Annotated in this window: 25 protein-coding genes; 12 read left to right on the forward strand and 13 right to left on the reverse strand. The window is 60.5% G+C overall.

Translation table 11 applies throughout. The features are described from left to right. The first annotated feature begins 5 nt into the window (after window positions 1–5). Window positions 6–797: an ATP12 family chaperone protein gene (locus DZG07_RS13675; protein ID WP_091913592.1), complete on the forward strand. Its 792-nt coding sequence runs from the start codon at window positions 6–8 to the stop codon at window positions 795–797. A 47-nt stretch (window positions 798–844) separates the two neighbouring features. Here the strand turns inward: DZG07_RS13675 and DZG07_RS13680 are convergent, their stop codons facing one another. Continuing rightward, on the reverse strand, window positions 845–1,045 hold the full coding sequence (locus DZG07_RS13680) for a DUF2735 domain-containing protein (RefSeq protein ID WP_162931619.1): 201 nt from the start codon (window positions 1,043–1,045) through the stop codon (window positions 845–847). A 414-nt stretch (window positions 1,046–1,459) separates the two neighbouring features. On the opposite strand from DZG07_RS13680, the gene DZG07_RS13685 reads away from it, so the two are divergent. Continuing rightward, entirely contained in the window at window positions 1,460–2,497 is a 1,038-nt protein-coding gene (locus DZG07_RS13685; protein WP_091913594.1) for a glutamine synthetase beta-grasp domain-containing protein, read from the forward strand. A gap of 67 nt (window positions 2,498–2,564) precedes the next feature. Here DZG07_RS13685 and DZG07_RS13690 read toward each other — a convergent pair whose 3' ends face one another. Both DZG07_RS13690 and DZG07_RS24410 read right to left on the reverse strand, forming a co-directional pair. Continuing rightward, window positions 2,565–3,221 carry a LysR substrate-binding domain-containing protein gene (locus DZG07_RS13690; protein ID WP_348626374.1) on the reverse strand — a complete coding sequence of 219 codons (657 nt, stop codon included), beginning with the start codon at window positions 3,219–3,221 and terminating at the stop codon, window positions 2,565–2,567. Beyond that, window positions 3,110–3,457 (reverse strand): LysR family transcriptional regulator, encoded by a 348-nt coding sequence (locus DZG07_RS24410; RefSeq protein ID WP_348626375.1) that lies wholly within the window; start codon window positions 3,455–3,457, stop codon window positions 3,110–3,112. The genes DZG07_RS13690 and DZG07_RS24410 overlap by 112 nt, the downstream gene beginning before the upstream one ends. Before the next feature lie 97 nt (window positions 3,458–3,554). Here DZG07_RS24410 and DZG07_RS13695 point away from each other — a divergent pair, with 97 nt between their 5' ends. Further along, window positions 3,555–4,304: a sulfite exporter TauE/SafE family protein gene (locus tag DZG07_RS13695; RefSeq protein WP_119817810.1), complete on the forward strand. Its 750-nt coding sequence runs from the start codon at window positions 3,555–3,557 to the stop codon at window positions 4,302–4,304. A gap of 26 nt (window positions 4,305–4,330) precedes the next feature. Here the strand turns inward: DZG07_RS13695 and DZG07_RS13700 are convergent, their stop codons facing one another. Continuing rightward, window positions 4,331–6,328, reverse strand: a complete 1,998-nt coding sequence (locus DZG07_RS13700) for an EAL domain-containing protein (RefSeq protein WP_091913597.1) — start codon at window positions 6,326–6,328, stop codon at window positions 4,331–4,333. 292 nt (window positions 6,329–6,620) lie between these two features. On the opposite strand from DZG07_RS13700, the gene DZG07_RS13705 reads away from it, so the two are divergent. Continuing rightward, window positions 6,621–7,667: a class I SAM-dependent methyltransferase gene (locus DZG07_RS13705; RefSeq protein WP_119817813.1), complete on the forward strand. Its 1,047-nt coding sequence runs from the start codon at window positions 6,621–6,623 to the stop codon at window positions 7,665–7,667. A 120-nt stretch (window positions 7,668–7,787) separates the two neighbouring features. Here the strand turns inward: DZG07_RS13705 and glnA are convergent, their stop codons facing one another. Together glnA and DZG07_RS13715 are read right to left on the reverse strand one after the other, a co-directional pair. After that, window positions 7,788–9,197: a type I glutamate--ammonia ligase gene (glnA, locus tag DZG07_RS13710; RefSeq protein ID WP_091913599.1), complete on the reverse strand. Its 1,410-nt coding sequence runs from the start codon at window positions 9,195–9,197 to the stop codon at window positions 7,788–7,790. Window positions 9,198–9,256: 59 nt separating this feature from the next. Next, on the reverse strand, window positions 9,257–9,595 hold the full coding sequence (locus DZG07_RS13715) for a P-II family nitrogen regulator (RefSeq protein WP_091913600.1): 339 nt from the start codon (window positions 9,593–9,595) through the stop codon (window positions 9,257–9,259). A 359-nt stretch (window positions 9,596–9,954) separates the two neighbouring features. On the opposite strand from DZG07_RS13715, the gene DZG07_RS13720 reads away from it, so the two are divergent. Next, a complete protein-coding gene (locus tag DZG07_RS13720) occupies window positions 9,955–11,496 on the forward strand; it encodes an NAD(P)H-hydrate dehydratase (protein WP_119817815.1) in 1,542 nt (513 codons plus the stop codon). A 392-nt stretch (window positions 11,497–11,888) separates the two neighbouring features. Here the strand turns inward: DZG07_RS13720 and DZG07_RS13725 are convergent, their stop codons facing one another. After that, a complete protein-coding gene (locus tag DZG07_RS13725) occupies window positions 11,889–12,647 on the reverse strand; it encodes a 3-oxoacyl-ACP reductase family protein (RefSeq protein WP_119817818.1) in 759 nt (252 codons plus the stop codon). 101 nt (window positions 12,648–12,748) lie between these two features. Here DZG07_RS13725 and DZG07_RS13730 point away from each other — a divergent pair, with 101 nt between their 5' ends. After that, window positions 12,749–13,384, forward strand: coding sequence for a TetR/AcrR family transcriptional regulator (locus tag DZG07_RS13730; RefSeq protein WP_119817821.1), 636 nt, complete (start codon window positions 12,749–12,751; stop codon window positions 13,382–13,384). Here the strand turns inward: DZG07_RS13730 and DZG07_RS13735 are convergent. From DZG07_RS13735 to uvrA, 4 genes are read right to left on the reverse strand one after another with little or no spacing between them, the layout of a single operon-like run. Next, window positions 13,362–14,168, reverse strand: a complete 807-nt coding sequence (locus DZG07_RS13735) for a DUF72 domain-containing protein (RefSeq protein ID WP_091913604.1) — start codon at window positions 14,166–14,168, stop codon at window positions 13,362–13,364. The two genes, DZG07_RS13730 and DZG07_RS13735, sit on opposite strands and share 23 nt — an antisense overlap. 58 nt (window positions 14,169–14,226) lie before the next feature. Beyond that, window positions 14,227–14,853: a glutathione S-transferase family protein gene (locus tag DZG07_RS13740; protein WP_119821717.1), complete on the reverse strand. Its 627-nt coding sequence runs from the start codon at window positions 14,851–14,853 to the stop codon at window positions 14,227–14,229. Window positions 14,854–14,863: 10 nt separating this feature from the next. After that, window positions 14,864–15,352: a GNAT family N-acetyltransferase gene (locus tag DZG07_RS13745; RefSeq protein ID WP_119817824.1), complete on the reverse strand. Its 489-nt coding sequence runs from the start codon at window positions 15,350–15,352 to the stop codon at window positions 14,864–14,866. Between the two features lie 37 nt (window positions 15,353–15,389). Further along, the gene (gene uvrA / locus DZG07_RS13750) at window positions 15,390–18,311 is read right to left on the reverse strand and encodes an excinuclease ABC subunit UvrA (protein ID WP_119817827.1); all 2,922 of its coding nucleotides are present in this window, start codon (window positions 18,309–18,311) and stop codon (window positions 15,390–15,392) included. Between the two features lie 828 nt (window positions 18,312–19,139). Between uvrA and DZG07_RS13755 the strand changes: the two genes are divergently transcribed. Further along, complete coding sequence (locus tag DZG07_RS13755) at window positions 19,140–19,730, forward strand: dual specificity protein phosphatase family protein (protein ID WP_119817830.1); 591 nt, start codon at window positions 19,140–19,142, stop codon at window positions 19,728–19,730. A gap of 210 nt (window positions 19,731–19,940) precedes the next feature. Then, window positions 19,941–20,468: a single-stranded DNA-binding protein gene (gene ssb / locus DZG07_RS13760; RefSeq protein WP_091913608.1), complete on the forward strand. Its 528-nt coding sequence runs from the start codon at window positions 19,941–19,943 to the stop codon at window positions 20,466–20,468. 95 nt (window positions 20,469–20,563) lie between these two features. On the opposite strand, the gene DZG07_RS13765 is transcribed toward ssb, so the two are convergent. Continuing rightward, the gene (locus DZG07_RS13765; RefSeq protein ID WP_119817833.1) at window positions 20,564–21,196 is read right to left on the reverse strand and encodes a MarC family protein; all 633 of its coding nucleotides are present in this window, start codon (window positions 21,194–21,196) and stop codon (window positions 20,564–20,566) included. A 254-nt stretch (window positions 21,197–21,450) separates the two neighbouring features. On the opposite strand from DZG07_RS13765, the gene gyrA reads away from it, so the two are divergent. After that, complete coding sequence (gene gyrA, locus DZG07_RS13770) at window positions 21,451–24,264, forward strand: DNA gyrase subunit A (RefSeq protein WP_119817836.1); 2,814 nt, start codon at window positions 21,451–21,453, stop codon at window positions 24,262–24,264. Window positions 24,265–24,340: 76 nt separating this feature from the next. Here the strand turns inward: gyrA and DZG07_RS24345 are convergent, their stop codons facing one another. After that, window positions 24,341–24,475 (reverse strand): hypothetical protein, encoded by a 135-nt coding sequence (locus tag DZG07_RS24345; RefSeq protein WP_091913611.1) that lies wholly within the window; start codon window positions 24,473–24,475, stop codon window positions 24,341–24,343. Between the two features lie 172 nt (window positions 24,476–24,647). On the opposite strand from DZG07_RS24345, the gene coaD reads away from it, so the two are divergent. The 3 genes from coaD to DZG07_RS13785 are packed head-to-tail and all read left to right on the forward strand — an operon-like array spanning window position 24,648 to window position 26,300. Then, the gene (gene coaD, locus DZG07_RS13775) at window positions 24,648–25,148 is read left to right on the forward strand and encodes a pantetheine-phosphate adenylyltransferase (RefSeq protein WP_091913612.1); all 501 of its coding nucleotides are present in this window, start codon (window positions 24,648–24,650) and stop codon (window positions 25,146–25,148) included. An 11-nt stretch (window positions 25,149–25,159) separates the two neighbouring features. After that, on the forward strand, window positions 25,160–25,756 hold the full coding sequence (locus DZG07_RS13780; RefSeq protein WP_175544311.1) for a peptidylprolyl isomerase: 597 nt from the start codon (window positions 25,160–25,162) through the stop codon (window positions 25,754–25,756). A 28-nt stretch (window positions 25,757–25,784) separates the two neighbouring features. Then, the gene (locus tag DZG07_RS13785; RefSeq protein ID WP_119817839.1) at window positions 25,785–26,300 is read left to right on the forward strand and encodes a peptidylprolyl isomerase; all 516 of its coding nucleotides are present in this window, start codon (window positions 25,785–25,787) and stop codon (window positions 26,298–26,300) included. Window positions 26,301–26,312 lie beyond the last annotated feature (12 nt).

The raw sequence follows: 26,312 nt of genomic DNA on the forward strand, positions 1-26,312 counted from the left end.
GCAAGATGCGTGAAATTCTGAACGATCTCGAAACCAGCGACCTGCTGTCGGACCCCGATCCGATCCGCCGGGCGCAAAGCCAGCTGAAGCGGCAGTTGCCGAAGCGGTTCTATAAAGCCGTCACGGTTGCACCCGTCGAGGACGGTTTTGCCGTGCATCTCGACGGCAAGCCTGTCCGCACGCCCGCCAAGGCGATCCTGACACTGCCGACCGCCAAAGCGGCCGAACTGGTCGCAGCAGAATTTTCAGCGCAGGAGGAAAACATCGACCCGACGACCATGCCGGCAATGCGGCTGGTCAACACGGCGATCGATGGCGTGGCGACCGACCCGCAGGCGGTTCTGGAAGACATCCTGCGCTTTGCATCGTCCGACCTTCTCTGCTACCGCGCCGAGGCGCCGGAAAAGCTGGTCGAACGCCAGGCGGAAGCTTGGGACGGCGTGCTGGATTGGGCGCGTGCTTCGCTTGGCGCGCGTTTCGTTCTGACCGAGGGCGTCATCCATGTTGAGCAGCCACGCGAGGCGATCGGCGCGATCGGCATTCATCTGAGCCAGCGCGCGGAGCCACTGAAGCTTGCCTCGCTTCATGTGATGACGACGCTGACGGGATCTGCCCTGTTGGCGTTGGCGGTCGAGACCGGTGAGATAGACGCCGAGACGGGCTGGAATGCCGCGCATGTCGACGAGGACTGGCAGATCGAGCAGTGGGGCCAGGATTCCGAAGCGGTCGCCCGGCGCAATTATCGCAAGCGCGATTTCATGGCGGCAGTCGCATTGCTTGAAGCGTTGAAAGCTTAAGTCAGCGTTCCGGCGTACCGGAACGCGTTCAATCCCGGATCGGAGGTTCAGCTCTTCAGATCGCGATCTGCGTTCTGAACGGCTTCCTCATGATACCAGGCGCTGCCGCAAGCAATATTGGGCAAACGCTTCGATACGAGCTCTGTAACCGAGCCAGTCTTTCCATGAAAACTATCAGCCGTTGAACGAACCTTCGCTTTGAAGGTGTAAATCTTGGCCGATTCACGATGAATGCCAGTAGTAGTCATTGCCGTGTCTCTCCCTCGACGGCGCGATAGCCGCATCGGATAAAGAGAAGATAGGGCGTGCATCAGTTTTGTGCAATATGAACAGTAAAATATCTTGTTTTGCTCATTTTTTGGGCGATCTTATATTTGCCGGTTCATGCAGCATCTTCGCGTTGTGTGCACTGCGATAGATCGGATCGCATCTGCGTGTATGGCAGCCCAAAGCATCGCCAGTTTTCGCCTGAGACACCTGCATTTCATCGGCCATTTTGTCGCAAGGGCGGGCTTTTCGCAGGGATTTTGCACCGGATTTTACCAAGCCGGCGCAAGTGGCACGCTAATTGCTTTTTCTGCGGTGAGGTACTCGGCCCATGACGGCCGGGCGCATTTCAGCGTTCCCTCAAAGATTAAGCGAACTGGTTACGAGAGGCCGGCATGACAAAATACAAGCTCGAATATATCTGGCTGGACGGTTACACCCCGGTCCCCAATCTCCGCGGGAAGACCCAGATCAAGGAATTCGATTCGTTTCCGTCGCTCGAGCAACTTCCGCTGTGGGGTTTTGACGGCTCGTCCACCATGCAGGCCGAGGGCCATTCGTCCGACTGCGTGCTGAAGCCCGTCGCGATCTATCCCGACCCGGCCCGCACCAATGGCGCCCTGGTCATGTGCGAAGTCATGATGCCGGATGGCGTCACCCCGCATGCATCGAACAAGCGCGCCACCATCCTCGACGACGAGGGCGCATGGTTCGGCTTCGAGCAGGAATACTTCTTCTACAAGGACGGCCGCCCGCTCGGCTTCCCGGAATCCGGCTATCCTGCTCCGCAGGGCCCATACTACACCGGCGTCGGCTACAAGAATGTCGGCGACATCGCACGCCAGCTCGTCGAGGAACATCTCGACCTGTGCCTCGCTGCCGGTATCAACCATGAAGGCATCAATGCCGAGGTTGCCAAGGGTCAGTGGGAATTCCAGATTTTCGGCAAGGGCTCCAAGCGCGCCGCCGACCAGATCTGGATGGCACGCTACCTCCTGCTGCGCCTATGCGAAAAGTACGGCATCGACATCGAGTTCCACTGCAAGCCGCTGGGCGACACCGACTGGAACGGCTCGGGCATGCACTGCAACTTCTCGACCACCTATATGCGCGAAGTCGGCGGCAAGGAGTATTTCGAGGCGCTCATGGCAGCCTTCGACAAGAACCTGATGGACCACATCGCCGTCTACGGCCCGGACAACGACAAGCGTCTGACCGGCAAGCACGAGACCGCGCCATGGAACAAGTTCAGCTACGGCGTGGCTGATCGCGGTGCTTCGATCCGCGTTCCGCACTCCTTCGTCAACAATGGCTACAAGGGCTATCTGGAAGATCGCCGCCCGAACTCGCAGGGCGACCCCTACCAGATCGCTTCGCAGGTGCTGAAGACGATCGCTTCGGTTTCGGCGGAAGCCAAGAAGGCTGCAGCGTAACGGGTTTTACCTGGTTCAATGAAAAGCCCGGCGGGAAACCGCCGGGCTTTTTGTATCTTGCAGCTCGTCACTCACGTCCAGACGAACTCAGATGCGCGATCATGTCGCTTGCGATGGGCGAGAGCTCATCCTCCGATCGAAAGCATATTTTCAAGCGCCGCGTCGCCCAGGCTTCCGTCAAGCGCAGCGAGGCTATCGCCATCGGCCGTTGGCATCTGCGGGCCGTGGTTTCTGGCACGATACCGAGGCCGACGTTGTGGCCCGCCAGGCGGCAGATGCCCTCGAAGGTGCGCACCCGCATCCGGAACTTCAGTTTGGTTCCCGTTCGGGCGGCCTGCGCCTCGATGTAATCCTGCAAGGCGCTGCCTTCGGCCAATCCGACGAACTCGTGTTGCAGGATGTCCGCGAACGCGATTTTCCGGGCAGTTGCCAGGGGATGGCTGCGCGGAACAACGACGACCAGCCTGTCGACCGCGAATGGGCGGAGCTCCAATCCGCTTGAATCGACGGCATCGGAAATGATGCCGATATCTGCAAGGCCAGCCGAGATGGCCTTTACGATCTCCGAGCTCTGGCGCTCCTTCAGATCGACATCGATCCGGCGGTGGGCTGCTAGCCAGGGACCGAGCCTGTCAGGCAGAAACTCCGTAATCGCCGCGGTATTCGCCAGCAGGCGGATCGTTGCCCGGCTCCCGTTGGCGTATTCGCCGAGTTCGCCCTGCATGTGCTCCATCTGGCGAAGGATGAGCCGGGCATGATGAGCGAGCGCATCTCCTGCCTCGGTGGGCGCCACGCCTCTGCGCCCGCGCTCGAGCAGCTGACGCCGCCGGCCAGTTCCATGCCGCGCAGGCGTTCGCTGGCTGCCGGAAGGGACAGGTGAGCTTCGGCTGCGCCATGCGTGATGCTGCCCGCCTGAATGACGGCAAGGAACAGGCGCAGGTCTGTGAGGTCAAAATGCATGGTGGCATGTTAGCGCGCGGTTAGCCTTCGGGCCAGCCGAAGGCTGCCTGCGGATCATCCGCATTGTGACTGGCGAAAAAGATGGCAAGGATGAGCCATGATGGACTCTTCGACATGGCTCATCGGCACTGTTGCCGCGACCTTCTTTCTCGCCGGTATCGTCAAGGGCGTTACAGGAATGGGACTGCCGACGGTTGCCATGGGCGTGCTGGGTGCGCTGGTTTCGCCTGTGGCAGCTGCAACCCTTCTGATCGTGCCGTCATTCGTCACCAATGCCTGGCAACTCTTTACCGGTCCGAGCCTGTGGCCGCTGATCGTGCGATTCTGGCCCATGATGGCGGCGATCGTCGCTGGCACGGTCGCAGGATCGTCGCTGCTGACAAGCGGCGATACGCATCTTGCCACGAGCTCTCTTGGCGCGGCGCTGTTGGTTTATGCCGCTTACACGCTCATGGCTCGTCAGCTTGCAGTGCCGTCCCGACTGGAGCGATGGCTGTCGCCTTTGATCGGGGTGACCACCGGCGTCGTAACGGGCGGCACCGGTGTGTTTGTCATTCCGGCAGTACCCTATCTCCAGGCGCTCGGCCTCGAAAAAGACGATCTGATCCAGGCCCTGGGGCTTTCCTTCACCGTTTCGACCATTGCGCTTGCAGCCAGCCTTACCTGGCACGGGGCGTTCCAGTTGGGGAACGTTTGGATGTCGGCGCTCGCTGTAGCGCCGGCTCTTGCCGGCATGTGGGTGGGGCAGGCGGTGCGCAAGAAGGTGAGCCCGACGGCATTCCGCCGCTGGTTCCTGTGCGGCCTGCTTCTGCTCGGCGCCGACCTGCTGATCAGGCCGTTGCTTTGATGCCGTTCAAGGTGGCCAGTTCGTGATTATGCGGATTTCTGTATGGGCAACCGGCGTTGCCGGACAGGTGCGTCAGTCCTGATGCTTTCCACGCGGACCGGTCGGCCGACATGGAAGCCCTGAACCTGATCGATGCCGAGTTCGCGTATCAGTTCCATCTGGTCTTCGACCTCCACGCCCTCGACCAGGATTTTGGGCCCGCGGTTCCTGAGCAGGCCGACAATGTCCTGGAGCATCGCCATGCCACGTGGCGAATTGCAGTCATGCAGGAAAGAGCGGTCGATCTTGACCGTGTCGAAATCGATGAGGCGCAGCCATGACAGGCCGGCAAAACCGGTGCCGAAATCGTCGAGCCAGATCTTGATGCCCAAAAGCTTAAGGTCGGAGATGCAGCGCAGAACATCGGAGTGCATCTCCATCTCCAGCCCTTCGGTGATCTCGAAGGCGAGGCGGTTGCCTGCAATGCCCGTTTCGCCAAGTATCGCGGCGACCGAGGTTGCAAAGCCGGGCGCCTTGAGCTGGATGGGCGAGACATTGACGCTGACGATGCGCGTGTGGTCGTTGGAAAGATATTCGCGGCACACCGTCCTTATCGCCCAGCGGCCAAGCTCCAGAATAGCCCCTGTCCGTTCTGCGACAGGAATGAACAGGCTTGGCGGGACGGAGGTTCCGTCCAGCATGTTGAGGCGCATGAGGGCTTCCAGCGCTTCGACCCGGCCGGTCTTGACGTTCTGGATAGGCTGGTAAACGAGCGAGACGAGATCTTTCTCTATCGCGATCTTCAGGAGGGCCGCGATGTTCTCGCTTTCGTCGCTGCTTTGCGGGTCGTTGGGATCGAAGAGTTTTGCGCAATTGCGGCCGCTGGCCTTGGCCAGGTAGAGTGCGCGGTCTGCTTCGTGGATGATCTTTTCAAGCTTGGCGCCCGTCTGATGCCGGGTGAAAGCGGCGCCGATGCTCACCGTGACGATCTGCATCCCGTCGCGGCGCTGGTCGTGCCTGAGCGCAAGATTCTCGATCGTGCTGCGTATTTCCTCGGCGAAGGCTTCCACCTTTTCCTGCCTGTCGAGCGAGGTGATGACGATGAATTCCTCGCCACCATATCGGCCGATCGAGGCATTGTTCGCCTCGATCGTCTTGCTGAGCGCGTCGGCCACGAGGATAAGGCAGCGGTCGCCTTCCTGATGGCCGTAGCAGTCATTGTATCGCTTGAAGAAGTCGACATCGATCAGCAGCACGGCGAAGCGGCGGCCTTGCTGTTGCCATGCGCCCCAATGGTCGCGCAACCGCTCATCCACGGCACGGCGGTTCTCCAGACCCGTCAACGGGTCTGTTCGGGAAAGCTTCAGCAGCGCCTTGCCCCGTTCGGTCGCTTCCTTGTGCTGCATCTTCGCTTCGAGCGCATTCAGGAAGACGTGGTATCGCTCCCTGTTCAGTTTCCAGTTCACATAGGACGTGAAGATGAAGCAGGAGATATGAAATATGCCGAAGGAAAGCTGATAGATCCGGTTGTGCGGGAACAGATAGAAAAGCACGGACAAGGACGCCAGCAGCATGACGCCCGAGACGAGAATGGAGAACTGAAACCTGAAGCTGAAAAACAGGTTGGCGCTCATCATGAAGATGGCCCCGAATACCAGATAGTATGAAATCGTCTCCATATGTCGCGTGGTGATGGCCGCGAAGAGCCAGCCGACATAGGCAAGAACCAGGGCCACCGCACAGGTAAGGTCCATACGGGCTGCAGGCGCATTCTCGCGATATTGCAATTCCACCATTATCAATGTGCTGATGCCGATGGTGAAACGCGCTGCGATTGCCGGCAGGGCGGCGTCGGGAATGAGCAGAATATCCGTAATCGAAAAGAGCAGATAGACGAGGACTGCGGCCCATAGGCCCTGGCGGATACCCACACGCTGCATTTCTTCGGTGTCTTTGCGGTAAAGCGTCCGCAGAAGCGCAGGCGAGGGACGCTCTACTCGTCCTTGCAGATCGCTCTCGATCGGGTCGGCCATCGTTTGTGTCATGCGCTTTCCATCGAAATGCGATGCACCAACGCCCGCCGACTAGGCTGCCTGTTGAACAACGCCTTCGCTGCTTCGAACACTATCCGCAATGCGGGAACCTTCAGACTGCGGGTCATTTTCGCGTCAGGAACACAAGTTTCCGTTAAACGCTGCGCCAATTCCGCGGCAGCGTTAGCAAACCGTGAAGAAAATCACTTCAATGTTATTAACCATGCGGCGGGGTTTGGCTTGAGTTGCGCTCGCGGTCGCCTAACATAGGTTAACAAATCGTAAACGCGGGGGCGTAAATTGCATGAATGAACCGCAGCCGGTACTGGATGGCGAAAGCCTTATCACCCCAACAGCCATCGCAGCCGACATGGCGGCCCTCTATCCTTCCCAAAGCAGTAGCGACCATCTCGCAACTGCGACGGCGGAACTCGGCCTTGTCCTTCATTCGGCACGGCAGTGGTTCGAGGCTGGCAATGATCCCGCGCAGACGATGCGCTGGACCGTCGAGGCGCTGCACAAGATGCGGCGCAAGGTCGACCCCGGTGTCTGGCAGGCGCTGATACCGCTGGCACAGGAACATCCCGTTGCCGATTATTTTCACCAGGATCCGTTTACGCGCTGGTCGTTCGAGAAGCCTCGCGGATACTCGGGCGATGCCCGGCTGCTCGACTTTATCTACCAGCACGAGAATATCCGGGAGGATGTGGCAGATGCCTCTCCGATCGGCAGCGCGCTTTACGCCTATAGCAAATATTACCCCTCATGCGTGGCGGTGCGCGAGCGGCGCGATCTCCTGGCTCAGTATGTCGACGAGATTGCCGAGGAGAGGGGCGACGGAACGGAAGTGCTGGCGATCGCCTCGGGCCATCTGCGCGAGGCCGGCAGTTCGGTCGCCCTGGAGCAGGGGCGTATAGCCCGCTGGGTCGCGCTCGATCAGGATCCGCTGAGTGTTGGATCGGTCGCGCGCGACTATGCCGGAACGCCCGTCGAGGCCATCGACGGCTCCGTACGCGGCCTGCTGACGGACGCCTACAAGCTGGGCACCTTCGATTTCGTCTATTCCGCCGGCCTCTACGACTATCTCACCGACGCCGTGGCGATCAGGCTCAACAGGCGATGCCTGCGCATGCTCAAGCCCAAGGGCACCTTGCTGTTCGCCAACTTCTCGCCTGAGCTGACCGACGACGGCTACATGGAAACCTTCATGAACTGGGCGCTGCTGCTGCGTACCGAAGCCGATATGTGGAAGATCATCAACGCCAGCGTTGACCGCAACACAGTCGATGCGGAGGTGTTCTTCGGCGAAAACCGCAACATCGTCTACGGCGTCATCCGCAAAAAGGACTGATATTCGACGGCGTGGCTCTGCCGGAAGCCTGATCAGGCCGCCGGCATCGCAACAAGCCTGTCAAACAAAAAACCCCGGCGTTTCCGCCGGGGTTTTTGTTTTCAGCGAACTGAGTTCGCCTTACACCGAATAGTACATGTCGTATTCGACCGGGTGCGGGGTCATTTCGAAGCGCATCACTTCGGCCATCTTCAGTTCGATATAGGCGTCGATCTGGTCGTCGTCGAAGACGCCGCCGGCCTTGAGGAAGCCGCGGTCCTTGTCGAGGCTCTGCAGGGCTTCGCGCAACGAGCCGCAGACGGTCGGGATCTTCTTCAGTTCCTTTGCCGGCAGGTCGTAGAGATCCTTGTCCATCGGCTGGCCGGGGTGGATCTTGTTCTTGATGCCGTCGAGGCCGGCCATCAGCAGGGCTGCGAAAGCGAGGTAGGGGTTCGCGCCCGGATCGGGGAAGCGGATTTCGACGCGCTTCGACTTCGGCGACGAGCCGAAGGGGATGCGGCAGGAGGCCGAGCGGTTGCGCGCCGAATAGGCGAGCAGAACCGGCGCTTCATAGCCGGGAACCAGACGCTTGTAGGAGTTGGTCAGCGGGTTGGTGAAGGCGTTGATGGCCTTGGCGTGCTTGATGATGCCGCCGATGTAGTAGAGGCAGTTTTCCGACAGGCCGGCATATTCGTTGCCGGCGAAGGTCGGCTTGCCGTCCTTCCAGATCGACATATGGACGTGCATGCCCGAGCCGTTGTCGCCGAAGATCGGCTTCGGCATGAAGGTTGCCGTCTTGCCATAGGCGTTGGCGACCTGATGCACGACATACTTGTAAAGCAGCATCTTGTCGGCGTTGCGCACCAGCGCGTCGAACTTCACGCCAAGCTCGTGCTGGGCAGCAGCCACTTCGTGGTGGTGCTTTTCAACGCGCACGCCCATTTCGGTGAGCACGGTCAGCATTTCCGAGCGCATGTCCTGGCACGAATCGATCGGCGGAACCGGGAAGTAGCCGCCCTTGACGCGCGGACGGTGGCCGAGGTTGCCGGTCTCGTAGTCGGTGTCGTCGTTGGACGGCAGTTCGGTCGAGTCGAGCTTGAAGCCGGTGTTGTAAGGGTCGGCCTTGTACTTCACGTCGTCGAAGACGAAGAATTCGGCTTCCGGGCCGACGAAGATGGTGTCGCCGATGCCCTCGGCCTTCATGTAGGCTTCGGCCTTCTTGGCGGTGCCGCGCGGATCGCGATTGTAGGACTCGCCCGAGACCGGATCGAGAATGTCGCACAGGATGACCATGGTCGACTGCGCGAAGAACGGGTCCATGTGGACGGTTTCCGGATCGGGCATCAGGACCATGTCGGATTCGTTGATGGCCTTCCAGCCGGCGATGGACGAGCCGTCGAACATGACGCCATCGGCGAACATGTCTTCCTCGACCTCGGAGATATCCATCGTCACGTGCTGGAGCTTGCCCTTCGGGTCGGTGAAGCGCAGATCGACGAACTTTACGTCGTTGTCCTTGATCTGCTTGAGAATGTCCTTGGCTGTCGTCATGTCGCGTTTCCTGTGATTTTAATGATGGCGTTGAAACGAAATTCCGTCGGCTTAGCCGATCAGATGGCGTCGATGCCGGTTTCGCCGGTGCGGATGCGCACCACTTCCTCGATGTTGGAGACGAAGATCTTGCCGTCGCCGATACGGCCCGTCTGGGCCGCCTTGCGAATGGCCTCGATCGCCGCTTCGACGGATTCGTCGCCCAACACAACCTCGATCTTCACCTTGGGAAGGAAGTCCACGACGTATTCGGCGCCGCGATAAAGCTCGGTATGGCCCTTCTGGCGCCCAAAACCCTTTGCTTCGGTGACGGTAATGCCTTGCAGGCCTGCTTCCTGAAGCGCTTCCTTCACTTCGTCGAGCTTGAAAGGCTTGATGATCGCTTCGATCTTTTTCATAAAAAATGCGGCCTCCGCTAGGGACTGTACGGGTGTCGCCCCGCTTGCGCATCACAAAGCAGGAAGCGTGCCAGATGCCCGCAGGCGCAACAAACCTTCTTCGAATCCGCAAAGATCGAAAAAATTTGCGTTTTTCAGGCAAAGCGCAGGGCGCTTAAGCGATACCCTGAATATCGCTTATCGGAGTGCTTTTGCAACGGGGTAAAATCTGTGCAATTCGCCTAAACTTTAGGCATTTGCTTTTTGTTTGCGCCGGTTTTCACACGCTGCACTGAGCATCTATCTTGTCGTCTTGCATTTCGACGCGCCGGCGCGGTGTGCTAATCATAATCTCCCCAAGGGCCGGACGGGCTGCTCGCATGTCGCATGAAATCCTGACACCCGATGAAATGGCCAAGGCCGATCGCCTCGCGATCGAAGGCGGACCTCTCGATGGATATGCGCTGATGCGCAATGCCGGTGCTGCCGTCGCCGCGCTCGTTCTGGCACGATTTCCGTCTGCGTCACCTGTTCACGTCCTTTGCGGGCCGGGCAACAATGGCGGTGATGGCTATGTCATCGCCCGATTGCTGGCCGAGGCTGGATGCGCGGTGGCGTTGTGGACCGAAGGAACGCCGAAACCAGGGAGTGACGCTGCGCTGGCGGCCGCAGATTGTCCGGTAGTTCCAAAATCATTAGCCGGCTTTGAAGTTGAGCGGCCCGCGCTTGTGATCGACGCGCTTTACGGGGCGGGGCTGTCGAAACCGCTTTCCGGGGAGGCGGCACGAGCAGCGCAGGTCACCGCGGACATGAATGTCCCGGTCGTTTCGGTCGATCTGCCGTCAGGCGTTTCCGGTGACAGCGGCATAGCGCTCGGCGAGGCATTTCAGGCGACGGTTACGGTCACCTTCGCGCGCAAGAAGCCCGGCCATCTGCTTCAGCCGGGGCGCAACCTCTGCGGCGAGGTTGTCGTTGCCGATATCGGCATCAGCGACGAGGTGATTGGCGAAGTTTGCGCGCGCTGCTTCGAAAGCACGCCGGCACTTTGGCTGGATCAATTTCCGATGCCTGCGACGGACGCCTACAAATACAGTCGCGGCCATGTCGGCGTCTTTTCCGGCGGACCTTCGGCGACGGGTGCTGCCCGGCTGGCGGCCATGGCTGCGGCGCGAGCCGGGGCAGGGGCGGTCACCGTGCTGTCCCCGTCGCTATCGCTCTCCGTCAACGCCAGCCATCTGACGTCGATCATGCTGCGCAAGGCCGACACGCTGGAGGAAGTGTTCGGCTTCCTCGATGCGCGCCACCCGGAAGCACTCGTTTACGGGCCTGGATTGGGACCGGAGCCGGGCGTCGGAAATTTTCTTCTCGACCTGCTGGCGGCGGCGGAGAATTCGCCAAAAGGTCTCGTTCTGGACGCCGACGGGCTGACCTCGCTTGCTTCGCAGCCGGAGGCATTGTTTGCCGCCTTGCATCGCGCCGGCGCGCCGCATGCGATCCTAACGCCGCATGAAGGCGAGTTTCGCCGGCTGTTTCCCGGCATTGCCGGCGACGAAAAACTGTCGAAGCTGGAGAAGGCCCGTGCAGCGGCGGCACTTTCCAACGCCGGGGTCATCTACAAGGGACCGGACACAGTGATCGCAGCGCCTGATGGGCGAGCCGCGATCAACTCCAACGGCACACCTTTGCTTGCGACGGCAGGTTCAGGCGATGTGCTGGCGGGAATCTGCGCCGGCCTGCTGGCACAGGGCATGCCTGCATTCGAAGCCGCATGCGCCGCTGTCTGGATACACGCTGATGCTGCGCAGCGATTTGGACCGGGACTGATCGCCGAGGATCTGCCGGTGGCACTGCTTTCTGTGCTTCGGAATTTGCGGGAGCCCGGCGCATTGCCTGTACCACCAGGCTCCCTAGCTGCGGGGTAAACCCTGAGCTAACACCGGAAAATCCGCATGCGCGCCTCAACGCCGTGGGCGTTCTTTCGTTCCGCTGCCTATCAAGAAGGAGGGGCAACTCCTGGCGGGCGGCAATCGGGATTCGACCATTCCTCGCAAGGAGAGCCCGGATCTTCTCCATTATTGTGCTTGGCCAGTTTGGAGAAGGCAAACGCAAAGCCCGCCAGAAGCACAAGCACCAGTGTCAGGCGTATTGCCATCATTCATCCTGGTTGGGTGGTATCCCCGCCACTCACCGGTTCGCGGCAAGTCTAGACGTTGTGAGATGAATTAAAACCCCGAGCCGTACACTTTTGATGCCTGAAGTTCGCCGCGGTCTCTGCGCCGTTGGCCTTGTCGCGCGAAAAGCGACGTTTTCGGAATCAGGCGTTGGCGCCGCCATCGATGGTCAATGCGGCTCCTGTCATGAAGCGGCCTTGCGGGCCAGCCAGCCACGCGACCAATCCGGCGATGTCGTCCGGGGAGCCGTATTTCGGTATCGCCATCCGGCCGCGCTGGGCGTCGGCATGGTCGCTGTCGGCTGGGTTCATGTCGGTGCTAGTGGAGCCGGGATGCACGACATTGACGGTGATGCCGCGCGGGCCGAGATCGCGCGCCAGGCCCTTGGTCAGGCCGACGAGTGCCGCCTTGCTTGCCGAGTAGAGGCCGATGCCTGCATCCGGCACGCGTTCTGCAAGATTGCTGCCGATCGATATTATGCGTCCGCCTTCGGGCATGACAGCTGCGGCTGCCTTCGATGCGATGAACGGAGCGCGGAAATTGACCGCCATCGTTTCATCCAGCTGTTCCAGCGTTACCGTGTCCAGTGGGCCGGCGTGCCAGATGCCGGCGCTGTTGACGAGGATGTCGAGGCGTCCAAGCTGTTTGATGATGGTCGCCACGGATGCCTCGACCGCCTGCGCGTCGGTGTTGTCCGCCTGTATCGCCAGGCCACGCCGGCCGAGAGCTTCGATCTCCTTCACGACGGCTTCGGCTTTTTCGGCCGAGCGCACATAGGTCAGCGCGACATCGGCACCGGCGCGGGCCAACTGCCTTGCGATCGCGGCGCCAATGCCGCGGCTGCCGCCGGTCACCAGTGCGACCTTACCCTGGAGTTCGACCGTACTTTCGTAGGTAGACATTTTGTTCACTGCCTTTCTGTATCAATCAATACAGAATAGTTGTCAGGCTTGCCGGTGGCGGTCAAGTCATTTATGTATCGATCATAACAGAAAGGTATTCGATGTCTCAGAAGGGCCGGCCACGCAGCTTCGATCGCGATGCAGCCTTGCGCCAAGCGATGCGCGTGTTCTGGCAGAAGGGCTATGATGGTGCGTCGCTGTCGGACCTGACGGCAGCCATGGGCATCAACTCGCCCAGCCTTTATGCGGCCTTCGGATGCAAGGAGGCGCTGTTTCGCGAGGCGGCCGATCTCTACAGCGCAACCGAAGGCATCGATATCTGGAAAGCGTTCGAAAGCCCGAGCACGGCGCGGGAAGCGATGGCGAATTTCCTGCGCGCCTCGGCGATCGCGTTCAGCGAGCCCGGTGATCCGAAGGGATGCCTGATCGTGCTTGGCGCGCTCAATCCCAGCGACGGCAATCTGGAGGTCTTCCGCGATCTGAGCCACAGGCGGCAGGCCAACGTGGAAGACTTCAAGAATCGCCTGAAGCTTGCAATCGAACAGGGCGAACTGCCGGCAACGGTTGATTGCGAGGCGGTCGCCGTCTTCTATCTCGCCGTCCAGCAGGGCATGTCGATCCAGGCGCGCGACGGAGCTTCGCGCGAAAGGCTGCTTTCGATCGGCGAGGGAGCAATGGCTGCGTGGGACGGCCTGACGTCAGGCTCGGCCAGCCTTAGCCCTTCACACGCTCCATGAAAGCCATCGCGCCATGCGGCGCATGGACCTTGCCTGAAGTGATGAAATAAACGAACACGTCGCGCGGCTTGACCGGCGCTTCGCTGGCCGGGTCGGCGCGCGGCAGATCGGCAGGCACGCCGCCCTGCGCCCATACTTTTGCGCGCGCAAGCCATTCGTCCAGCGCCTTCGGCGCGTAGCAGGTCGGAATATCGTCGGAACCGGTTTGCAGCCGTGCATAGACGAAATCGCCGGTGACGTCGGCAATGGCCGGGTAGGTTTCATGATCGGCAAAGACGATCGCGACGTCGTGCTTGCGCGCCAGCGCGACGAATTCCGGCACGACGAAACTCGGATTGCGCACCTCGACGCAGTGGCGCAATTTCACGCCGTCCTGCTTTTCCGGCAGCAGTTTCAGGAACGCGCCGAAATCATCCTCGTCGAACTTCTTGAACGGTGCGAACTGCCACAGGATCGGCCCGAGTTTCTCGCCGAGTGCTGCAACGCCGGACTCGAGAAACCGCATCATGGATTCGCCGGCCTCACCGAGCACCTTGCGGTTGGTGACGAAGCGATTGCCCTTCAACGCGTAGACAAAGCCGTCCGGCGCCTCATTGGCCCATTTGACGAAGGTCGGCTCCTTGAAGCTGGAATAATAGGTGCCGTTGACCTCGATGGTCGGCACCTGCCGGGTGGCGAATTGCAGCTGCTTGGCCTTGGACAGTTTTTCCGGATAGAAGGATGTGTCCCACGGCTCGAACGTCCAGCCGCCCATGCCGGCGCGGATTTTTCCGGAACTGCTCATTGCTTCTCCTCCGTTTCTTCATTCGGTCAAGCGACGTCAGTCGCCTTGGCGGTGCATCTTATGTCGGCGCAACGAAGAGCTGCGAGATTTCCTGAAAAACCGGCAGCGCTTCCAGCCGATCGCAATGGCTTGAGAGTGCGGGAAATGCCTCGAGGCCGGCGAGCTCAGGGTGCGAGTCCCGCATGTGCCTTATGGACGCCGCAACCGCGATGTCGGCATGGCCGATGCGGTCGCCGAACCAGTATTCGCCGGCGCGCCCGGCGCGGTCTTTCTCCAAAGCCGCGAGCGTCCCCTGGATCTGCTTCAGGCAGCGCGCTTCCCACAGGGGGGAGACGGTTTCATGCAGGCGGCGCTCGTAGAACAGGCTGACGGCCTTGTCGGCGAGGCCAGCCGCCAGCGTCGATATCCTGAGAGAACGCCGGCGCGCGGGTTCCGTGCGCGGATGCAGTGCGCGCTCGTCCGGCATCAGGCCGTCGAGATAATCGAGTATGCTGACACTGTCGACGAGCACGTCGCCATCATCGAGCACAAGCGTTGGCACGCGGGTCAGCGGATTGTATTCGGCGATCTTGTCGGCATCGCCGAACACCGACCAGGGCCGATGCTCGAACGGCAAGTCGTAAAGCCTGAGCGCAATGCCGACGCGGCGTACAAAGGACGAGTCATACTGCCCGATCAGGATCATTTCATCGTCCTCAAACAGCCATAGCCTGTCCGGCATCTTCCGCCGGGGCGACGTCCTTCGCCATATCGACGACTATCCAGCCGGGCCGAACGGGATTTGGCCGGCGGCCCGTCTCGTGAAAACCATAAGCCAGGTAAAGCGCGATGTTTCGTTCCATCCTGGCATTGGTATAGAGCCGTATTTCCGGCACGTCCGCCGCGCGCGTTCTGTCTTCCAGCCAACGCAGCAAAGTGAGGCCGAGGCCCTTGCCCTGGAAAGCAGGGGAGACTGCGATGCTGAAGATCAGCAAATGGTCTTCATGCATTTCGAAGACGGCAAGCCCTGCCAGTTCTCCATCGCTTTCCAGCAGCCAGACCTCGCCGTTCTCGACCCGGGGCGCGTAGTCCTCGGTAACCGGGATCGGCGGTGCGCCAAGCAACGCCGTGTAAGGCGCGTAGGCCTGCTCGGTGAGCGCTACGACGGCCGATAAGTCGCCGGAAAGTGCTCTTCTGATCTGCATAGAGGCCCTTTCCGACTACTCGCTTGATACGCGTGTTCTATTCCGCCGCCTCAGCCTTCCGGCCCGGACGCCGCCCCAAAAGCTCCTTGAGAAAATGTCCGGTGTAGCTGCGCGGTTCTTCGGCGATATCTTCAGGACGGCCTGAGGCAACCAGTTCGCCGCCGCCGTCGCCGCCTTCGGGGCCGAGGTCGAGCACCCAGTCGGAGGTTTTTATGACTTCGAGATTGTGCTCGATGACGACGACCGTGTTGCCCTGGTCGACGAGCTCATGCAGCACTTCAAGAAGCTTTGCCACGTCATGGAAATGCAAGCCGGTTGTCGGCTCGTCGAGGATGTAGAGCGTCTTGCCGGTGGCCTTGCGCGACAGTTCCTTGGCGAGCTTGATGCGCTGCGCCTCGCCGCCGGACAGCGTGTTGGCCTGCTGGCCGACATGGATGTAGCCGAGGCCGACCTTGGCCAGCGTTTCCAGCTTGTCGCGCACGCCCGGCACGGCGGCAAAGAACTCGACCCCTTCCTCGACCGTCATTTCCAGCACGTCGGCGATCGACTTGCCCTTGAAGGTGACGTCCAGCGTCTCGCGATTGTAGCGCTTGCCGTGGCAGACGTCGCAGGTGACGTAGACGTCGGGCAGGAAGTGCATCTCGATCTTAATGACGCCGTCGCCCTGGCAGGCTTCGCAGCGGCCGCCCTTGACGTTGAAGGAGAAACGGCCGGGCGCATAGCCGCGCGCCTTGGCTTCCGGCAGGCCGGCAAACCAGTCGCGGATCGGCGTGAAGGCGCCGGTATAGGTCGCCGGGTTCGACCGCGGCGTGCGCCCGATCGGCGACTGGTCGATGTCGATGACCTTGTCGAGGAATTCCAGCCCCTCGATGCGGTCATGATCGGCCGGATGCTCGCGCGAACCCATGATGCGGCGCGAGGCGGCCTTGAACAGAGTCTCGATCAGGAAGGTCGACTTGCCGCCGCCCGAAACGCCGGTGACGGCGGTGAAGGTGCCGAGCGGGATTTCGGCGGTGACGTTCTTCAGATTGTTGCCGCGCGCGCCGACGATTTTTATGCGCCGGCCCTTCTTCATCTCGCGACGATGCCGCGGCATGGAGATTTCGAGCTCGCCGGTGAGATATTTGCCGGTGATCGAATTGGGGTTGGCCATGACTTCGGCCGGCGTGCCTTCGGCAATGACATTGCCGCCATGGATGCCGGCGGCAGGGCCGATATCGACGACATAATCGGCGGTCAGGATGGCGTCCTCGTCATGCTCGACGACGATGACCGTGTTGCCGAGGTCGCGCAGGTGCTTGAGCGTGTCGAGCAGGCGGGCATTGTCACGCTGGTGCAGGCCGATAGACGGCTCGTCGAGCACATAGAGCACGCCGGTGAGGCCCGAGCCGATCTGCGAGGCCAGGCGAATGCGCTGGCTTTCGCCGCCCGACAGCGTGCCCGAATTTCGTGCCATGGTCAGATAATCGAGGCCGACATCGTTGAGGAAGCGCAGGCGCTCGCGGATTTCCTTGAGGATGCGCACCGCGATTTCGTTCTGCTTGTCGTTGAGCGAGGCCGGAAGGTCCTCGAACCAGCCATTGGCCTTGCGGATCGACAGCGCCGTGACCTCGCCGATGTGCTTGCCGGCGATCTTCACCGCCAACGCTTCAGGCTTCAGGCGAAAGCCGTTGCAGGTCGGGCAGGGCGTGGCCGACATGAAGCGCTCGATCTCCTCGCGCATCCAGGCCGATTCCGTTTCCTTCCAGCGGCGCTCAAGGTTCGGGATGACGCCTTCAAAGGTTTTCGTCGTCTTGTAGGAGCGAAGCCCATCGTCATATGTGAAGGCGATTTCGCGCTCGCCGGTGCCGCGCAGGATCGCTTCCTGCGCTTCAGCCGTCAGGTCCTTGAACTTGTCGCCGAGCTTGAAGCCATAGACTTTGCCGAGCGCTTCCAGCGTCTGCGAATAATAGGGCGAGGTCGATTTAGCCCATGGGCTGACGGCGCCGTCGCGCAGCGAGACATTGTCGTCGGGCACGATCAGACTGGCGTCGATGGCGCGCTGGTTGCCCAGGCCGTCGCAGGCCTGGCAGGCGCCGAACGGATTGTTGAAGGAGAAAAGCCGCGGCTCGATCTCCGGAATGGTGAAGCCGGAAACCGGGCAGGCGAATTTTTCGGAGAACAGGATGCGCTCATGCGTCTCGTTCTTCGACTTGTTGACGGAATCCTCGCCGGTCTGGCTGGCGTCCAGCGGTTTGTCGGCGAATTCGGCGACGGCCAGCCCATCGGCGAGCTTCAGCGCCGTCTCGATGGAATCTGCCAGGCGCGTTGCCAGATCGCCGCGCACGACGACGCGGTCGACCACGACATCGATGTCGTGCTTGTACTTCTTGTCCAGTGCCGGAACATCGGCGATCTCGTAGAAGACGCCATCGACCTTGACGCGCTGAAAACCCTTCTTCAGCAGCTCGGCCAGTTCCTTGCGGTACTCGCCCTTACGGCCGCGCACCATCGGCGCCATGATGAACAGGCGCGTGCCTTCTTCCAGCGCCAGCACGCGGTCGACCATTTGCGAAACCGTCTGGCTCTCGATTGGCAGACCCGTCGCCGGCGAATAGGGAACGCCGACGCGCGCGAACAGCAGACGCATATAGTCGTAGATTTCGGTGACGGTTCCGACCGTCGAGCGCGGATTGCGCGAGGTCGTCTTCTGCTCGATCGAGATAGCTGGAGACAGACCGTCGATCTGGTCGACATCCGGCTTCTGCATCATCTCGAGGAACTGACGCGCATAGGCCGAAAGGCTCTCGACATAGCGGCGCTGGCCCTCGGCATAGATCGTGTCGAACGCCAGCGACGACTTGCCCGAGCCTGAGAGGCCGGTCATGACGATCAACGAATCCCGGGGAAGGTCGAGATCGATGTTTTTCAGATTGTGTTCGCGCGCACCGCGAATGGAAAGATATTTATGATCGGCCATGCCGGTCCGCCGCCTCAATTCAAGAAAACTGTTGGATTGGCCCGTCTGTCCGGCCATCCCGTCATGTAGGTATTTTTGCCGCTCTGTCGAGGGACGCCCAACCCTCTCCGTCAGCAGGGTTTAGCCGCCTTTGCCCGCGGGGAGCAAGCGAAAAGAACAAAGGCCGAACACGCTCCTGACATATTGTGCATAAGCCATATGGCTTTGTTACAGGCCGATCACATTTTTGCCGGCAAGGCTTCGCGCGGTTGACGCCGAAAAATCGAAGGAGCAGACTTCCTATGTCATCTGGAGCCGAGCATCCTTCGATGTTCTTCGCAGCCGGTAGGCGGTTTGCGAGACGCCGCAAACCAGCGAATAAGCGCTTTGGAAGACTTTGGAGAAACTGACAGAGGAGCGAGGTATGACCCCACCTGACAGTCCCAAATGGCTCTGCAAATGCGCGGAGCCGCGCCAGGCATAAGTGCCCGGGCTTGCCCGGCAGACTGTGACCTGCCGTCCCCAAAAAAGAAAATCAGAGACCACTAGTCGGATCGTTGGCTGAAGCCGCGTAGCATCCGAAAGCAAAGCCGGTAAAACACTCCCGGCAGTTGGCAAAAATGTCATCAAAGCCTCGACCGCTCTTGAATGAGCGGCGAGGCTGTTTTCATGATCCCGACAGACATCCCGTCGAAAACGCAGTTTGACGCCACAATAACAAATCTCCGCCGCCGTGCCGCCTCACGGCTAACCGCGATTTGCCGCAATCGCTGAGGAAATGGCGCTCGCCAATGCCGACGTCCTTTTTCATCAAGACGAGGCATCGCCCGGTTTCGCGAGGCCTTGAGTATGACGGTGTTTGGGAAGCGGTCAGTGCCTGTGCGGGCGGGTGCCTGGATTGCGGCGGCTCTCGCACTGCCTCTGTTGGCGCTTGGTGCATTCCTTTGCGATCTGCAGCTTTCCGGAAATTTCCATACGGTCGTGCCCGGCGAACTCTATCGCGCAGCGCAGCCGACGCCGCGCCAGCTGCAAGAATACGCCGATAAATACGGCGTAAAGTCCGTCATCAACCTTAGGGGGCCGCATGATGGGTTCGCATGGTACGAAGCGGAGAAGGCGGAAAATGCGAAGCTCGGGATCAAGCAGATCGATTTTCGCGTCAGTTCGATCACCGAGATGGACAGCAAGGAGATCGCCAGGCTTGTTGCGATAATGCGCCAGGCGAGGAAACCGCTGCTCGTTCATTGTCAGTCGGGCGCTGATCGCAGCGGATTGGTTTCGGCGCTCTATCTGGCCGCGGTCAGCGGTGTAGATATCAAAGAGGCGGCGCGCCAGCTTTCAATCAGGTACGGGCATTTTTCGATGCCTTTCAGCCGTACCTACGCCATGGACCTGACTTTGGAGGCATTTGGTGCCGCATCCGCTCAACCCAGCAGCTAAGTTTCGATAATTGCGGCTTTCGGTTGAAAAAGACGTGAAATCGGATGGCGGCGCTTGAAATACGGTGAATTGCTGTATAGAACAAAATGAGAACAAACAACTTGTGGACAGAGCCTGAATTTCATCCCCGTTGTGGCCGGGATGGTGTCTATGGGCTAAGGTGTACCGGCAAATTTGCCGATTTTGTTAGGATAAGCGCGGAGCGGTGTCATGGCGGGTAGCGTCAATAAAGTCATTCTGGTTGGTAATCTCGGCGCGGATCCGGAAATCAGGCGGTTGAACTCGGGTGAGCCGGTCGTCAACATTCGTGTCGCCACCTCCGAAAGCTGGCGCGACAAGAATTCCGGCGAGCGCAAGGAAAAGACCGAGTGGCACAATATCGTCATCTTCAATGACAACCTCGCCAAGGTCGCCGAGCAGTATCTGAAGAAGGGCATGAAGGTCTATGTCGAGGGTCAGTTGCAGACCCGCAAATGGACGGACCAGACCGGCAATGAGCGCTACACGACCGAAATCGTGCTGCAGAAGTTCCGCGGCGAATTGCAGATGCTCGACGCGCGCGGGCAGGGCGGCGACGGCGGGCAGGTGAGCTATGGCGGCGGCGGTGGCCGTGGATCGGATTTCGGCCAGTCCGGCCCGAACGATGATTTCAACCGTGGCGGTGGCGGCGGTGGTGGAAACCGAGGCGGCGGTGGCGGTGGTTCGTCACGCGATCTCGACGACGAAATCCCGTTCTGAGTGACTTTTTCGCGGGGGCGTTCAACGCTCCCGCGAACCCGTTTTCTGTCTAGAAAGACTTTGCCGATAGTCTTTACGGCTGCCTTTGAAATCGATCAGCCTGCCGCCACCATTGCCTTGATGCCATCGGCAACGAACTGGACGGCCAGTGCCGCCAGGATGACGCCGAGAAGTCGCGTCAGGATCGAACGGCCGGTCTGGCCAAGCAGGCCGTCGATGCGCTCCGCCAGGATGAAAACGAGGTAGGTGAGGGCAAGGCACAGGAAGATGATGCCGACCAGTGCTGCCTGCGCGGCCCACCCCGGAAATGAGCCTGACAGCAGCACCGTCGCCGAGATGGCGCCTGGCCCCGCGATCAGCGGGATCGCCAGCGGAAATGCCGCAATGTTGTGGATGTGATCCTTGGTGATCGCTACGTCCGAAATCTTCTCCTTGCGGTCCTGCCGTTTCTCGAAAACCATCTCGAAGGCAATGAAAAACAACAGGAAACCGCCTGCGACGCGGAAGGCGGGCAGGGTAATGCCGAACACCGACAGGATCGACGCGCCGGCGACGGCAAACAGCGCCATGACGCCGAAGCCGATGACGCTGGCGCGGATCGAAACCTGACTGCGCTGCGCGCGTGTCATCCCGCGCGTGACCGCCAGGAAGATCGGCGCCAGCCCGGGCGGATCGATGGTCACCAGGAGCGTCACGAAGGCGTTGAAAACACTGTCGAAATTCGGCATTCCGTGTCCTCCTGCAGGCAGGCTACATTGCCGGCTTTCCGCGCGCCAGTCCCCTCACGGCAAGATCAGGGCAAAGGCCTCCTGATTTCTTGGGAGGCATATTTTCGACATGGTGTCGCAGGATTGCCCGAATCTCCGGTATCCATTTGAATTTGTGGCGAAAAACAGTTCTGGAAAAAAGCGCTCGGTATTGGTGAAATCGGTATCGTTCCTATATAAGAGGGCAGTGATTCTCCTAGTTTAAGTGATCCGATTTGACCGACCAGAAATTACCGGGTGGACCCGGCGGCCCCTCCGATATCGAGCCTATCTCGATCATCGAGGAGATGCAGCGTTCCTATCTCGACTATGCGATGAGCGTCATCGTCAGTCGTGCGCTTCCGGACGTTCGCGACGGGCTGAAGCCGGTTCACCGGCGTATCCTTTTTGCCGCCCATGAAAGCGGCTACCACTGGAACCGCAAATATGTGAAGTCGGCGCGCCCGGTCGCCGACGTCATGGGTAAATACCATCCCCACGGCGACGCCTCGATCTATGACGCCTTGGTTCGCATGGCGCAGGATTGGTCGCTGCGCGTTCCGCTGATCGACGGGCAGGGCAATTTCGGCTCCATCGACGGCGATCCGCCTGCGGCGATGCGCTATACGGAATCGCGCCTGACCAAGGTCGCGCACGAGCTTCTGGAGGATATTGACAAGGATACCGTCGATTTCCAGGAAACTTACGATGCGTCCGGTCGCGAGCCCCGCGTTCTGCCTGCGCGCTTCCCCAACCTTCTGGTCAATGGCTCCGGCGGTATCGCCGTCGGCATGGCGACCAACATTCCGCCGCACAATCTGACCGAAGTCTGCAACGGCGCCATCGCCATCATCGACAACCCGGCGATCGATCTGCCGGCGCTGATGGAAATCATTCCCGGCCCGGATTTCCCGACCGGCGGCATCGTTCTCGGCCGCTCCGGCATCTATAATGCCTATTCGACAGGGCGCGGCTCCATCGTCATGCGCGGCAAGGTCGCCATCGAAGATATCCGCAACGACCGCGAAGCCATCATCATCACCGAAGTTCCCTATCAGGTGAACAAGTCGACGATGATCGAGAAGATGGCCGAGCTCGTGCGCGACAAGCGCATCGAGGGCATTTCCGACATTCGCGACGAATCCGACCGGCAGGGTTACCGCGTAGTCATCGAGTTGAAGCGCGATGCCGTCGCCGACGTCATCCTCAACCAGCTTTATCGCTTCACGCCGCTTCAGACGTCCTTTGGCGCCAACGTGGTTGCCTTGAACGGTGGCAAGCCGGAAATCCTGACCCTGATCGACATGCTGAAGGCCTTTGTGTCCTTCCGCGAGGACGTCATCAGCCGCAGGACGAAATTCCTGCTGCGCAAGGCGCGCGATCGCGCCCATGTCTTGGTCGGCCTGGCGATTGCCGTCGCCAATATCGACGAGGTCATCCGGGTGATCCGGCAGGCGCCAGACCCGCAGACGGCGCGCGACCAGTTGATGGAGCGCCGCTGGCCGGCCCGCGATGTCGAGTCGCTGATCCTGCTGATCGACGATCCACGCCATCGCATCAATGATGACGGCACCTATAATCTTTCCGAGGAACAGGCGCGCGCCATTCTGGAACTGCGTCTGCAGCGCCTGACGGCCCTTGGCCGCGACGAGATCTCGGACGAACTCAATACCATCGGCGACGAGATCAAGGATTACCTCGACATCCTGTCGTCGCGCGCGCGCATCCAGCAGATCGTCAAGGACGAGCTGGCCGCGGTTCGCGACGAGTTCGGTACTCCGCGCCGCACCGAGCTTAGCGATGGCGGCTCGGACATGGACGACGAGGATCTGATCCAGCGCGAGGACATGGTCGTCACCGTCAGCCATTCCGGCTACATCAAGCGCGTGCCGCTTTCGCTCTACCGGGCACAGCGCCGCGGCGGCAAGGGCCGCTCCGGCATGTCGACCAAGGACGAGGATTTCGTCACGCGGCTGTTCGTAGCCAACACGCATACGCCGGTGCTGTTCTTCTCCTCGCGCGGCATCGTCTACAAGGAAAAGGTCTGGCGCCTGCCGATCGGCAATCCGCAGTCTCGCGGCAAAGCGCTGATCAATATGCTGCCGCTGGAGCAGGGCGAGCGCATCACCACGATCATGCCGCTGCCGGAGGACGAAACGAGCTGGGGCGAGCTCGACGTGATGTTCGCCACCACGCGCGGCACCGTCCGCCGCAACAAGCTCAGCGACTTCGTCCAGGTCAACCGCAACGGCAAGATCGCGATGAAGCTGGAGGAGGCGGGCGACGAGATTCTCGGCGTCGAGACCTGCACCGACAATGACGATGTGCTTTTGACCGCAGATACCGGCCAGTGCATTCGCTTCTCGGTGGGTGACGTTCGCGTCTTCCAGAGCCGCAATTCTGTCGGCGTTCGCGGCATCAGCATGGGCGAGAAGGACCGCGTCATCTCGATGGCGATCCTCGAACATGTCGATGCGGATGCGCCCGAACGTGCGGCTTATCTCAAGCGTTCGGTTGCCGAGCGGCGGCTGGCCGCCGATGCAACTGCCGGCGAAGAGGAGGAGATCGCGCTGACCAACGAGGAAGTCGGCGAGGAAGCCGATATCTCCGAGGAGCGCTACCAGTTCCTGTCGCAGCATGAGCAATTCGTGCTGACAGTCACCGAATACGGCTACGGCAAACGCTCATCTTCGTACGATTTCCGTCTGACGGGGCGTGGCGGCAAGGGTATTCGTGCCACTGACGTGTCGAAGGTCGCTGAAATCGGCCGCCTCGTCGCGACCTTCCCGGTCGGCAACGAGGACCAGATCATGCTGGTTTCCGATGGCGGGCAGGTCATCCGCGTGCCGGTCAACGGCATACGCTTCGCCAGCCGTGCCACCAAGGGCGTCACGATCTTCAATACGGCAGATGGTGAGAAAGTCGTCTCTGTCGAGCGCATTTCCGAGCCGCAGGGCGACGACGAGCCTGACGAGATCGTTGCTTCAGACGGAACGGTTGTCGAAGGTGTTACGGAAATTGCGCCCGAAGACCAGGGCCCGACAGAGTAATACCAGGAAATCCTGAAGTATTGCTCCCGCGTTCAACCACCTCGCCGGAATACGGTGAGGTGGTGGTTCCAAGAGATCAGCGGGGACCGAAACCGTTCGAGCGAGCCTTCTGCTCCTGAAGGCGCATGCGCTCCGACTCCTGATGGATGCCGAAAGCGGTTGCGATCAACATGGCGATAGTCATTGCAGCAGCGAGCATGTAAATCATCATGGTCTTGTTCTCCTGACCTCGATAACGATGATGTGGCGATTTGGTTTCATGTTTTCCAGATCACGCTACTTCGCATTGCTTGAACTTGTCGTGATCGCTCCGTTCATCAGGCGTTCATTCTGCGGCCGCGAGCAGATTGCCTTTGCTCACGCTGCCCGCTAGAAACCACGCCATGACAGAGCGCATCGCCATCTATGCCGGGTCGTTCGACCCTTTGACCAACGGCCATCTCGACGTGCTGAAGGCCTCGCTTGCCATCGCCGACACGGTGTTTGCGGCAATCGGCATTCAGCCTGCGAAGAAGCCGCTGTTCTCCTTCGAGGAGCGCGTCGACCTTATCGAGCGCTCGACCGCGACCGAATTCGGCAAGGATGCCAAGCGTATCAAGGTCGTTGCCTTCGAGGGGCTGGTCATCGATGCGGCGAAGAAAAACGGCGCTTCGATCATGATCCGCGGCCTGCGCGACGGTACCGATCTCGACTACGAGATGCAGATGGCCGGCATGAACGAGACCATGGCGCCCGATCTGCAGACGATATTCCTGCCGGCCAGCCCGTCGGTTCGCACGATTACCGCCACACTTGTCCGCCAGATAGCGTCGATGGGCGGCGATATCCGGCCGTTCGTGCCTAAAGTGGTCGCCACCGCGCTGACTGCAAAATTCGCAAAGTAAAGGGAGTGGAGATGTCCATGCAGCTGAGAAAGCTTGCTTCGTCGTTCGTCGTCATCGCCGGCCTTGTCGGCTCTTCCATCTCCGCCTTCGCGGCCGAGCCGGAAAACACCATGGTCATCAGCCTTAAGGGTGGCGACGTGACGATCGCGCTTCGGCCCGACCTCGCACCGAAGCATGTCGAGCAGATCAAGGCACTGGTGCGCGAGGGCGCCTATGACAATGTCGCCTTCCACCGCGTCATCGACGGCTTCATGGCCCAGACCGGCGACGTTGAGTTCGGCAACATGAAGTCCGGCTACGATCCGCAGCGCGCCGGCACCGGCGGCTCGAAAAAGCCCGACCTTCCGGCCGAATTCTCCTCGAGCGAACATTTCGTGCGCGGCACGGTCGGCATGGCCCGGGCCCAGAACCCGAACTCGGCGAATTCGCAGTTCTTCATCATGTACGCACCCAATCCCGGCCTCGACGGCGACTACACCATCGTCGGCAATGTCGAGAGCGGCATGGAATTCGTCGATGGCATAAAAAAGGGTGATGCGGCTGCCAACGGGGTTGTCAGCAGTCCCGACCGCATGATCAAGGTGCGCATCGCCGCCGACGGCAAGTAAACTGAAATTACGAAAAAGGAAATTTGTTATGGCCGAAATCAAGGATCGCGAAAACGCGCTCATCATGGAAACCACGAAGGGCAAGGTTGTTATCGAACTTCTGCCCGACCTGGCGCCCGGCCATGTCGGCCGCATCAAGGAACTGGCGCGTGAAGGTGCCTATGACGGCGTCGTCTTCCACCGCGTCATCGAAGGCTTCATGGCCCAGACCGGCGACGTCAAGTTCGGCAAGTCCGACGGCCCGAACTTCAACCCGGCGCGCGCCGGCATGGGCGGCTCCGACAAGCCGGACCTGAAGGCCGAGTTCTCCAACATGAACCACGCGCGCGGCACCTGCTCGATGGCCCGTGCCCAGAACCCGAATTCGGCGAATTCGCAGTTCTTCATCTGCTTCGAAGACGCCGGCTTCCTCAACCGCCAGTACACGGTTTGGGGCCAGGTCATCGAAGGCATGGACAATGTCGACAAGATCAAGCGCGGCGAGCCGGTTCAGGATCCCGACAAGATCGTGTCGCTGAAGGTCGCGGCCGACGTCGCGGAATAACAGGCAAGGCAG

The sequence above is a fragment of the Mesorhizobium sp. DCY119 genome (genome assembly GCF_003590645.1).
GTDB lineage: Bacteria > Pseudomonadota > Alphaproteobacteria > Rhizobiales > Rhizobiaceae > Mesorhizobium_M.